Here is an 11,602-nt window from a genome sequence, read left to right as displayed (position 1 = left end):
ATGAACCATGAAAGTTGATAAACTGCATATACGTTCGCTCTTTAAAAACCTTGAAAACGTGAAGGTGGACTTTGACGAAGAGCACCTGATGACAGTGGTGGTGGGTTGCAATGGATCTGGTAAATCCAACGTACTGGAAGCCTTGGTTTCCATATTTCGCAACTTGGATTTAGGCGAAGCCCCACCATTTTCTTATGTACTGAATTATCGATTGGGTGAGCAACATAAACCCAACCAGCCCAGTGACCGCTGGCTGGAAATAACCATCGATGCAGATCCATCACGCGGCACCTTGGCAAAACAATATGAAGTGAATGTTCGCGATTTATTAAATGACGACGCACCGGACATGTTCTCTAAAACGACTTCAAGCAAAGTCATACCTTTTTCAAAAGTTAAACGCGATAAAGAAGGAGATGCGCCTTACCTGCCGAACTATGTATTTGCTTACTATTCAGGCCCCAGCGACCGTTTAGAAAACCACTTTAAAAAGCATCGCACTGACTTTTACCGTCGGTTGCTCAAAGATGAGCTTGATTTGAAAGGTGATATTCGTCCACTGTTCTATGCCAAACCACACCATAGCCAGTTCGTATTGCTGGCGTTTTTCTTATCTGAAAAAGACAGTGCAGAAAAGGCGTTTTTGCATGAGCATTTGGGTATTGAAGGCTTAGACAGCATACACTTCGTTATGCGCCAACCCGGCTGGGCCAAGAAAAAGGGCGAGTTATTTTGGGGGGCGCGTGGTGTAGTGCGCCGTTTTCTGGATGAGCTGATTAAATATACACTTTCGCCAGTAAAAGTGACTCGACAGGAGGATACTTCCTTAACAGGTAGTAACATTCGCAACGAGTTTTTCCATCTTTTTTTACCCGATGTGGATGCCCTGCGAGATTTCGCCAAAAATCTTAGTGCTGACGAACTATTTAAAATGCTAGAAAGCACTTTACTGTCTGAAATTATTTCGGAAGTCAGTATTCGAGTAAAAGTAACCAGTAGTCAAGAACCACTCACCTTCCGTGAACTCAGTGAAGGTGAACAGCAGTTACTTACAGTTTTAGGCTTGCTCAAGTTTACCGGCGGCAAAGACTCATTATTTTTACTCGACGAACCCGATACTCACCTGAACCCATCATGGGCGGTGAAGTACCTCAAGTTTTTACGTGAGTTTGTACCTAATCATGAAACAAGCCACTTGCTGATGGTTACCCACCATCCGCTAGCGATTGCAGAATTAGAAAAAGAACAAGTGCAGGTAATGTGGCGAGACAGTGATTATCAAGTGCACGCGCAAGAACCAGAAGAAAGCCCTAGAGGCATGGGCTATAGTGGAATTCTCACCAGCGACATGTTTGGTTTGCGAACGACACTGGATAATTCAACAGAGCGCTTACTGAGATTACGTAGACTTTTTACGGAAAAAACGAAGTTGACGGTGATTCAAGCTGGACGGTTAAGAAAAATTGACCGAGTACTGGAAGGGCTCGGCTTTACCACTACACATTGGGACGATGAGTATGCTCAATATTTACGTATACGCCGAGAGGTAGAGAGAGAAGCTGATTCGGATAGTGAAACACCAAAACTTAAGAAAATCCGGAAAGAGCGCGCCAAAGCGATTGTGCAGCGCATGTTGGCAGCCGAGAGTGAAGGAAACCAAGAATGAGACACTTGGAAATAGACTTTAACCGACTTCCGATCCCTGACGGATGGCAAGAAAAAGCGCAACAACTCACTGATTCTTTGTTGGCAGCAAAAGATGAAGGTGAACGCTCTGATATAATTAATAAAAATCAGGAACACTGGAAAGCCATAAAGCCAGTGTTGGCAACTTTGTTTAATCACAAGTGTTGGTACACAGAAGCACCACAGGCGGGTACTGATGTGGATGTGGACCATTTTCGCCCCAAGAAGCGTGTACAAGAAACGCTGAAAACAACCGTGCCTCATGGAGGTTACTGGTGGCTAGCTTTTTGTCTTCAAAATTATCGTTTTAGCTGTATTGTCGCAAATCGTCGCCGAACCGATGTAGAAACAGGCAAGACAGGCGGAAAGGCTGACCACTTTCCCTTATGTGAAGAGGCCAGCCGTGCGAAGATGCCTACTTGTGACTTGGAAGAAGAGCAGCCGATACTATTAGATCCGCTAAAAGCGACTGATGTGCAATTGCTAGAGTTCAAGCCTGATGGCGAGGCTATGCCTAGATTTTCGAAAGAAAAACATGCACGAAAATTTTCCCGAGCAGACAAATCGATTGAATATTATAACATCAATCACTCTGACTTTGTGCGATGCCGTATTGAGCTGCGTGACTATATTGATAAAGATGTCAAGGCTGCCGTGAGATATTTCAATAAACTGGAAACTGGCGATGCCGACAACGATCTCGCTTATGAAGAAGCCATATGCCGATTACGTAAGAAGCGAGATAAAAAAGAACCATTCTCAAGCTTCAGTGTTGCTTACTTGGACAGTTTGCGCCATAAGCCTGACTATGATGGAGTTTTGGACGGAGTTTATATCTAACTTTTAGATTAGCAGCCTAGCTAGGCCTCAAATTCAGGAACAGTCGATGGCTAAAATTAGCTCAACTCAATATGAACCAGTATTTGATTTAGGCTTGCAAGTTCAATCCGGTCAGCTAAAGGCAAATGATGCTATTGAGATTGTCACGAAGGAGACAGGCTTAAACAAAGCCTCTGCAAAATACTGCCTAGATGCAGTATTGGCCATGCCCAAAGGCGTTGAGTATAAACACACCATAAACATCCCAGCGACAAAGTATTATTTATACCGATTTGAAGACTCATTAACCTCTGTACAGTTTAAATTTGTGCTGCAATCTGTAGATAAACATTTGGAATATTATGTAGCTCAAGGCAAAGGTGACCAAGTCACTATAAGAACGCTGGTGGACTCATATAGAGCAAAATTAACTCTACAAGCTGTTTACCCCGATGAAGTCCATGAGCAGACTACAGAGTTCACTGAGGGAGCTGTAAAGCAAGTTACCATCAACGCCTATGAACGTGACCCTAAAGCAAGAGCTGCTTGTATAGACAAGTATGGTTCCATCTGCAAGGTCTGTGATTTTAACTTTGAAGCCATCTATGGTTCGATAGGTAAAGGCTTCATCCATGTTCATCATAAAGTCGATATAGCCACTATTGGCAAAAGCTACCAAGTCGATCCGATTAATGACCTAATCCCCGTGTGCCCCAACTGTCACGCCATGCTCCACACAGGAAAGCCAGCAATGAGTATTGAGAAATTAAAGCAGATAATCGATAGCTCTAACACCTAATAATAATTAAAAACATGGAAGTTGAAATGACCAATTCAAGTACTGATGAGCGCCAATATCAAGAGCCAACTAAGCTTCGTTACTACCAACAAGATGCAGTGAATGCGATAGCTGCGGCAATGCAATCTAAAGAAGATGTATCAATACTGGTAATGCCGACAGGCACAGGAAAAACTAGCATAATAGTCGAAGCAATTTCCAATGTAGAGTTAATTGAAACTACAACTGTTATGGCTACGCTAACAATCCTGAGAGCTCAACTACAGTCTGCATTTCACTCCGCCTCCATTCCAATGTCAAAATGGGATGTTGCCAATCCTCAAAAGTTCATTGATAACCCAACCGCTTACTCTGTTAGCAACCTATATATACTTTATGAGACTGATGCAAAAACAATAAAAGAGCTCCTTCCAAAAATCAAGAAAGCTTCACCTTCTGCCAAGATACTAATTATTAGCTCTTACATGTCACCTGAACAGATTGAAACTGTTGGAGGTAATGTCATTTATTCTTACCTTTTTCAGGAAGCAATAAAAGATGGCTACCTTAACCCAGTAAGAGTTATCCAAGATAAAAACTTCAAAGCAGATGAAGCTTTTACAGATAGCTCAATAGAGTCCTTTATCAGCTCTTGGTTAAGTAACGTCGCACTGAGCCCTGAAGAAAAAGTAATTATAAGTTGCAGCAATATATATGAGGCTGGAAGGTTTACTCAAATTCTCGAACAAATTCTTGCAACGATGCCTAACGTTGCAATACACACCACGCTAATAACATCTGAAACCAACAATAAACAAGAATTAATAGAGCAATTTCGATTAGATGAAACGGCACATATAGCCATTACAGTAGACCTCCTCATCACTGATAGCCTCGCTTTTCCAAATTTAACCCACATTCTTAATTTTAAACTCTCTTCTCCTAGGCGAGCACATACGTTAATAGCGCTAATCTCTAGACCAAAACCGAATGGGGATATAGCAACAATCTGGGACTATTCAGGTTTTGACTGGAGTATTCCAGGTCTTGGAATCGATATTGAAAACTCTCAACTCTCCGTTACCAACAAAGCCTACCGAATAGAACCTAAAGGAGACCAAGAAAATAGGACTGATCTGCTAGGTAGAGGAACGTTGGTTCATGTATTAAAAGGAATAATCGAATCTGACTCTAAGTTTAAGCCTTTTACGGTAGGGCTATTTGGTAAATGGGGCACAGGAAAAAGCACAATCATAAACCTATTGAAGCAGGGTTTTAAAGCTAACCCTGACTATCGTTTCAGTATCTTCAATGCCTGGGAAAATGAACATTGCGACTTCATGGCAGGCGCTTTAGCAAATCACTTAGCAACTGACCTCTATTCGAAAAAAAGCCTTCTTAAGCGTACTTACATGCTAGGGAAGTATAAAGTATTCTTACAGAAAAATGCTTTGAAAAATACTTTGATTTGGTGGGGAGGGATAGGGATAACAGCGCTTGCTGTAATCGCAACTGGGATAGTCGACAGCTTCTTGCCGCAAGATATTAAGTCCCAAATAATTGCTTCTGGATTAGCATCTGGCTTCGCTCTAACTATATTTGGTATAGCTAAAAATATCTGGGCTAGTCCTTTCCTCAAAAAGATAAAGTCTATAAGTCACTCCCCTGACTATTCGAAGCACTTAGGCGTTGCTCAGTACCTCAAGGAAGACATGCAGGCTCTAATGAATTCGTATAGCTTTTCAGCAATACAATACGTTAAGACAAGATTTACATCTCTCTTTAATACCAGCAAAGCTTCCTCTCATGAAGAAGAGCCAAATACTGGCAGAAAAATCATACTCGTAATAGAGGATTTAGATCGCTGCTCGCCCGAGAGAATAGTTAATACTCTAGAAGCTATAAGGCTCTTAGCAAGCCTTGATAATGTAATAGTGGTATTCGCAGTGGATGGTGAGCAATTATTAAATGCTGTCGCTTTAAAGAGCTTGAATAGCTTCACAGACCAAAAACAGTCTCAGCAAATAGCGCGTGATTTTTTAGGCAAACTATTTCAGTTAGTTATCGAACTGGATGAGCCAAACCCTGCTCAACTGTCCCAATTTATTCAGAAGCGACTTTATGATTCTATTGCAGTTGAAACTGAAATAACAGACTCATTTAAGCGAAGCGAACAGTTGAAACAACAAGCAAAAGAATCAGTTAAAGACTTTAAAGTAGATTGGGAGGAAGCTGAAAGTGAAGAGGAACAAATAACCGAAACTTCAGACTCGTACCTAAAAAGCACCATAGCGGAGGTTGAATATTTTACTCTGCTCACAGGCCTTTTTAATATTGGCAACCCTAGAACTTTGATTCGACTTCATAACTCAATAACCCTATTAAAAGGTCTCTTTCCGGTACTCATAAGTAATGACGAGATGCTGAAAGAATATATGTTCTACCTTTTCCTAAATGAAATTTATACTGTTAGCATACCAACCCATGCTTTTGACATACCTAAATTTTTTGAAGAGCTAACTGATACTCGCTCTAGCAGAGACAGTGTCGTTCAATATCACTACCAACAAGACATAGAGTGTCATGATCTTAACGCCCTACAAGTAACCCTTAACAGAGTCCGTAAGGTCTCCATCCCTCACGTGAAAGTACTTGGAAAGGCATAGGTAATATTCATGGTTAAAACAGATTACATTCCAACGGTTAAAACTCTCATTGACCAAGGAGCCATTGCAGTCTCTGGCAACGAAGAGTTGATAAGAGAATTATCAGAGTTTATCTACTTCAAAGGTTTTCATTTTAATGTATCAGAACTCAATTTTGATTGTGGGAATTTAGGCTATTTAGAGATTGATGATAGATATAATTGCTCAGAACTTTTAAGTAAAAGCCCTAGAAGTAGCCAATCTATAGGGGTGTTATATTCGTTAGATTTAAGTGGAAAGATTAGCTTAACCGTTCATCGTAATAATGATCAGCGGGATAACTTACAGCTCATGTTTGTTGCTAATGCTGGTGATATTGAACATCGAGAAACTGTATTTAAAAAGATATATGACCTATTAGACAACTCTGAGTATTTCTATGTTTGTCAGCAGTGCAATCAGCTGGTGGACTCGAGACTGATTGATATCAGTGGTATACCCGTTTGCGCAGCAGACTCATGCACAGGAACGTATAAACAGACCTTTGACGTTAACCAAATAGATAGAGTGACAAGCTCAAGATTTGACGAAATTAGAGTCGCTATTTTTGAAGATGAAATTCGGCTGTTCAATTCAACGACCTTTTGGCCTCACCCACATGAATGTCACTCTGGTTACGCCATTAAAGCCACGCTTCCATTATCAGCAAGCCCTGCTGAAGTGAGAGAGCTAAAAACTAAAATAGAGAGTGAGCATAAATACCCTGCTGATTGTTTCTATTGCAAAGGTGAGGTCCATGAAGGTATGGGAATGAGTCGTTTGGTCAATGACAGCATCGAGGCTATTACTTGTTACGCTTGCGCGACTGAACATCACGGCGTTATATATTAACCCGCTTAACCGTTAAGATTTCATCTCTACTGGGAAATGGCTTACACACCTTACAAAGTGGTACTAAAGTGGTGACTAAAGTGGTGACTAAAACAATAATAAACCAAACGAACACAATTTAAGCCATTGTTTTTAAATTTAAATATAAACATTAGCTACATTCAGATCCAAAACGTAGAATAATGTTTTATCGATTTGAATTAGTCTATCCAAGCCCAGTTTATCGCTGGGCTTTTGTTTGCCTTTATGGTGAGGTGGCTTCTTTGATTGGAAAGTTAAATTTTTATATGACTGAGATAGCTTAAACCTCAAAAATTAAGCAACACTCATGTTGATACCATCGACATAAACATAATAAAACACCTTTCATGTCGATAAAAATTCTCGTCAATTTAACCAAACATCCTTTATCTTTGTAAGCCCTAAACTAAGCTCAGTAATACCAAAAGGATTGCTGGATTATTCAGGATGAATAACCCCCCCATTGAAATCAGCTATGACGACAGAGAACACGCAGATATATTGCTAGAACTGCTTTCATTTAATACTGATATTTACCTAGTAAAGAAACGGTTAAAACTTGGCGATTATCAGATAAATAACTGGCTTATCGAAAGAAAAACGTTGCCAGACCTTGCTACCTCTCTTTGCAGTGGTCGACTATTTTCACAAATTTCTAGATTATCTGAATCCAGCTACAATACAGCACTGCTTATTGAAGGCTCATCTCATGATATTGCAACCTATGACATTACGCGTGAAGCATTAATCGGAGCGATCTGCTCTATTTCACTCAACTTCAACATGCCTATTCTTCGCAGTTTATCCCAAGCAGAATCGGCTAAAATTCTCTACTTCTGTGCGACTCAATTAAACAGTAGAGAAACGGGAACTATCTCTAGTGGCAGAAAACCTAAACGACAAAAGAACCGACAGCTATTTATTCTTCAAAGCCTTCCTCAAGTGGGCCCCAAATTGGCAAAGCGCCTTTTGACCCATTTTGACAGCATAGAAGCTGTATTCACTGCATCGGTAAAGGAACTCACCAAAGTCGAGGGCATTGGACAAGAGAAAGCTCGGCGAATACGTGAAATATTAACGTTAAAATAAAACAGGGTCGAAACGCTTACACTAGTACACACATTGAAACACCTTCCTATTAAGAAATGTTTGGCACAAATCTAAGCTGGCTCCTACGCTTTAAAAGCCAATAAATCGAATAACAAATCTGGCTCTTTTTATAACAGACCGTGCCTACTACCAATTTCCAAAAATAGTGATTGATACGAACCCATGACACCAATTAGTCATGATTACTTAACTCATCAAAAGAGTGGATATACCCATATCCCATCAAGATCAATGGAGCGATTTGATGAATACCAAACATATGTTTTTTCTATCTTTAAGCCTGCCAATCCTAACCGCCTGTGGTGGTGACAGTAACGACACCGCACCCATACCAGATCAACCTGAACCCACCCCGATAGTCATGGGCGGAAAAGTCGCCGATGGCTATCTCGTAGGCGCTAAGGTTTGTTTAGATCTGAACCAAAATAAACTCTGCGATGATGGTGAACCAAGCGCCACCAGCACAGCGGGAGGGGATTTCTCTATTACAGATGCAACACAAGAGCAGATAGATAACTTTCCGCTGCTGGTTGAAGTCACCGCAGGTGTCGTCGATGAAGATACAGGGGAAGCCATCACTCAGCCCTACACCATGACGGCTCCCGTGGGATATGAGTTCGTGAGTCCATTAACCACGATGGTACAAAATGAGGTTGAACAAGGTAATGCTCTCGCAGATGCCGAAGCGAGCTTACAAGGGCTACTCGGGACAACCTTAGCACTTAGCCAAGACTATGTTGCTCAACAGCTTAATGCCGATTTGGAGGGAGATGTACAAGAGGAGTATGAGCGGCTACACCAAGTAGCTCAGGTTACCGCCCAACTTATCGCGAGCAATTTCGAAGCGATTCAAACCGCCGCTGATGACGCAGGTATTTCAACCGATGACATCATTGGCCTTATTGTCGATCAGATCATCGAAGCACTGGATGAAATAGTCAGCGAAGTCGAATTTGTTAACGAACAAGGTGGTGAGTTTGATCCTAATGCGGTACTCGAATCAGAAACGGTTACCGATGCCAGCACTGTCTCCACTGACGATCTAGAAGGTCAGGTTCAGATCCGAGACACTGAAGCTACCGCTGCGGCGGCAAACTTAGCAGAGCTGGTGAGCGGCGATGGAATAAACTTTTTCGATGATGGCTATTACGACGACATGTTGGAACTATCCTATGGCACCTTAACCTATAACGCTGATACTCAAACGTCGACAGAAGTTAGGTTCAAGCTGGTAGACGGTGCATTTGTTGCAGAAGATGACATGAATGATGAGGATGATTTTATTCTCACCGAGTCAGGTTGGGTTGTCAGTAATGATAACTTTGTCATTGGTGATTTAAATGATGACGGCAGTATTACCTTAATCAATTCAGATCTACCTGTGTTGAGTGAGCTTATTTTTGCCGAGCAAATTTCAGTCGTCGATCTCAAGGTAAAGCTATTTTTATCGGAGCAAGCCGACACTGATATCTGGCATAAGGTGATCCCAGAAACCGTCACCTTTAGTACTGGAGCCGAAGCCTTCGAATTAAGCTTCAGTAATATCAATGATGTCTACTCTATCTTCAATTGGGATGGTTGCAATGAAGATGAGATGTTTGAGGGCATGTGTAATAACGTGTGGGCACATACAGCAGGCAGTGAAAAGGATGGCCCAGCTGTCACCTTAAATAGCCTAATATCCGCCACAGCATCAGATGGCGCGGTCAATAATATTGTCGGCCCCCATGTTGGTTGGGACGGTAGCCGTTCAATCATCGCTGAGATGGCCGATGGTGGTGTAGCTAACTACTACAAAATTGAATGGCAAGCTCAAAGTGACTCAGGAGAAGTCAGTAATGTCGCCTCCCTTTTCGCAACAGGGACTTGGCGTGAGGTCACCGTTCTAGATCAAAGGTTACTCCTATTAGCATTGCCTGAGAGTGTACGTAATTTTGGCGACAGCGATGACGATGATTTAGGGGAGTTACTGTTCACTGAATTTGAAGGGGCTGTCAGGAGGGGTGAATTTACTGCTGCTGGCCAGGTATCCGATGATGACGAATGGGTATTTAATCTCGCCGCGAAAAATGACATTTTAGACAATACTGACTTGAGTTTACTCGATAACGTGACCGCGCCGCAGCCTGAAAACAGTGACTTTGTCTGCCGTGATGGAGATTCCGACTGGGATGATGAAACCGATCAACCTAAAGAGGGCACTACTCGCTCATATAGCGAGTATTTAGCGCTTGTGGCCAACTGTCGAGAGGGAGACCCACAACTGTTCAATACCGACATGTTAGCCGGTCAAAAGTTAAAGTCTTACGACGCAGATGGCAGCATTGAATCCATTTTGCAATTTAACGCCGATGGAACGGGCAGCCACACAGATAATGACAGTGAAGAGCCCACAGTTGAAAACTACAAGTGGGTCGTCAATGACACGGGTGAGATTGTCATCGAAATAGGCAACTCCACAGGCACAAATGATGTCAGAGCCGTCATCAGTCTGATTAAGCAAGATGGCGATCACTTCTCTATCAAGGGTTTTGCCGAAGACATTGACTGGTCACCTATGGACGGCACTGCAGGTGAAGTTTGGAGCGAAAAAATGAAGTTATTCCCTCTATCTGAACCTGAGGAGAATAATTTTATCTGCGATGAAGGCGACTCTAGCTGGAATGATGAAACAGATCAGCCCGATCTGGATACACTCGTCTCTTTCACTGGGTATCAGACTTTAGTGACGACATGCAGAGATGGAAATGAAGCGGTATTTACCACTGACATGCTCACAGAAGAGCGATTAAAAGGTTTCGACTCAGACGGTACTGTCCACACCATTTTACTCTTTAATAGTGGGGGTACTGGCACATTAACAGAGACTGATGATGGACAGACGACAGTCGAAGAACTGAATTGGGAGGTAAACTCGATGGGTGAGCTCATTATCGAAGTCCCTAACACTAGCGGCACCAATGATCTTAGGGTTGTCATTAGTCTTATTGAGCAAGATGGTGATCATCTCTCTGTCAAAGGTTTCACTGAAGAAGCGGAATGGTCCTCTATGGATGGCACCGAGGGTGAAGTATGGAGTGGTAAGTTTCAGGTTTTTGATCTGTAACTTAACGTCTTAACCGTCATCAACCTCCAAGTTTAAAACTGGCTCGTACCTAATTAGGTGCGGGCTTTTTTTATCTATTTGCTGTCTCGCCATCATAAAGAAAATGACCATATAGCTACATCCGTCATTGCAGGGAAAGATGAGCATTGCTTTAGCTATATGGTCCATATCTAATACTTAAGATATAAAAATCATAATGGGGAACAACAAAAAGCCAATTCAGATTACGCCCACCCAAAGACACCTGTCAACACAATAAGCTCGCAATTCCACCACTCTGCTTTACAGATCATAAATCCAACAAAATATGTGACCAGTCACAATACAAATCTAATGCGTTATACCTAAATAATTTTAATTTTCACACCACACACAGACTCAGCTCACAAAATAACCTAATTTTGCAATCCAAGTTTTAATATCAACATCAAGATACACACCTGCTTACCCTGATGTGATCTGAATCACATTACCCTGTGACACTTGTACATACAATTACCTCGAAATAAGTACTAAAACATAAATAGCGTTTCTTTTTGAAACTAC

At 41.8% G+C, this 11,602-nt stretch carries 7 protein-coding genes; all 7 read left to right on the top strand.

Annotation, left to right across the window (positions count from 1 at the left end; translation table 11 throughout):
- Positions 1-7: 7 nt before the first annotated feature.
- The 7 genes from FN961_RS08015 to FN961_RS07985 all read left to right on the top strand — a co-directional run bounded on the left by FN961_RS08015 (position 8) and on the right by FN961_RS07985 (position 11,056).
- Positions 8-1,666: an AAA family ATPase gene (locus FN961_RS08015; RefSeq protein WP_143564032.1), complete on the top strand. Its 1,659-nt coding sequence runs from the start codon at positions 8-10 to the stop codon at positions 1,664-1,666.
- Complete coding sequence (locus FN961_RS08010) at positions 1,663-2,526, top strand: hypothetical protein (protein ID WP_143564031.1); 864 nt, start codon at positions 1,663-1,665, stop codon at positions 2,524-2,526. Before FN961_RS08015 ends, FN961_RS08010 begins: the two co-directional genes overlap by 4 nt.
- A 46-nt stretch (positions 2,527-2,572) precedes the next feature.
- A complete protein-coding gene (locus tag FN961_RS08005; protein ID WP_221936109.1) occupies positions 2,573-3,304 on the top strand; it encodes an HNH endonuclease in 732 nt (243 codons plus the stop codon).
- Between the two features lie 26 nt (positions 3,305-3,330).
- Complete coding sequence (locus FN961_RS08000; protein WP_185972749.1) at positions 3,331-5,949, top strand: P-loop NTPase fold protein; 2,619 nt, start codon at positions 3,331-3,333, stop codon at positions 5,947-5,949.
- 9 nt (positions 5,950-5,958) lie between these two features.
- Complete coding sequence (locus FN961_RS07995; protein ID WP_143564029.1) at positions 5,959-6,819, top strand: hypothetical protein; 861 nt, start codon at positions 5,959-5,961, stop codon at positions 6,817-6,819.
- 468 nt (positions 6,820-7,287) lie between these two features.
- Positions 7,288-7,929, top strand: coding sequence for an ERCC4 domain-containing protein (locus FN961_RS07990; protein ID WP_143564028.1), 642 nt, complete (start codon positions 7,288-7,290; stop codon positions 7,927-7,929).
- A 265-nt stretch (positions 7,930-8,194) separates the two neighbouring features.
- Positions 8,195-11,056, top strand: coding sequence for a hypothetical protein (locus FN961_RS07985; protein ID WP_143564027.1), 2,862 nt, complete (start codon positions 8,195-8,197; stop codon positions 11,054-11,056).
- Positions 11,057-11,602 lie beyond the last annotated feature (546 nt).

The sequence above is a fragment of the Shewanella hanedai genome (assembly GCF_007197645.1).
In the GTDB taxonomy this organism is placed as follows: domain Bacteria; phylum Pseudomonadota; class Gammaproteobacteria; order Enterobacterales; family Shewanellaceae; genus Shewanella; species Shewanella hanedai.
The sequence above is the reverse complement of the archived record's forward strand: the minus strand, read 5'-3'. Positions and strand labels throughout refer to the sequence as shown.

What these genes read in the sequence shown, in the direction of transcription:
- FN961_RS08015 (WP_143564032.1), top strand. Translation starts at nt 8, where the DNA reads ATGAAAGTTGATAAACTGCATATACGTTCGCTCTTTAAAAACCTTGAA.
- FN961_RS08010 (WP_143564031.1), top strand. Translation starts at nt 1,663, where the DNA reads ATGAGACACTTGGAAATAGACTTTAACCGACTTCCGATCCCTGACGGA.
- FN961_RS08005 (WP_221936109.1), top strand. Translation starts at nt 2,573, where the DNA reads ATGGCTAAAATTAGCTCAACTCAATATGAACCAGTATTTGATTTAGGC.
- FN961_RS08000 (WP_185972749.1), top strand. Translation starts at nt 3,331, where the DNA reads ATGACCAATTCAAGTACTGATGAGCGCCAATATCAAGAGCCAACTAAG.
- FN961_RS07995 (WP_143564029.1), top strand. Translation starts at nt 5,959, where the DNA reads ATGGTTAAAACAGATTACATTCCAACGGTTAAAACTCTCATTGACCAA.
- FN961_RS07990 (WP_143564028.1), top strand. Translation starts at nt 7,288, where the DNA reads ATGAATAACCCCCCCATTGAAATCAGCTATGACGACAGAGAACACGCA.
- FN961_RS07985 (WP_143564027.1), top strand. Translation starts at nt 8,195, where the DNA reads ATGAATACCAAACATATGTTTTTTCTATCTTTAAGCCTGCCAATCCTA.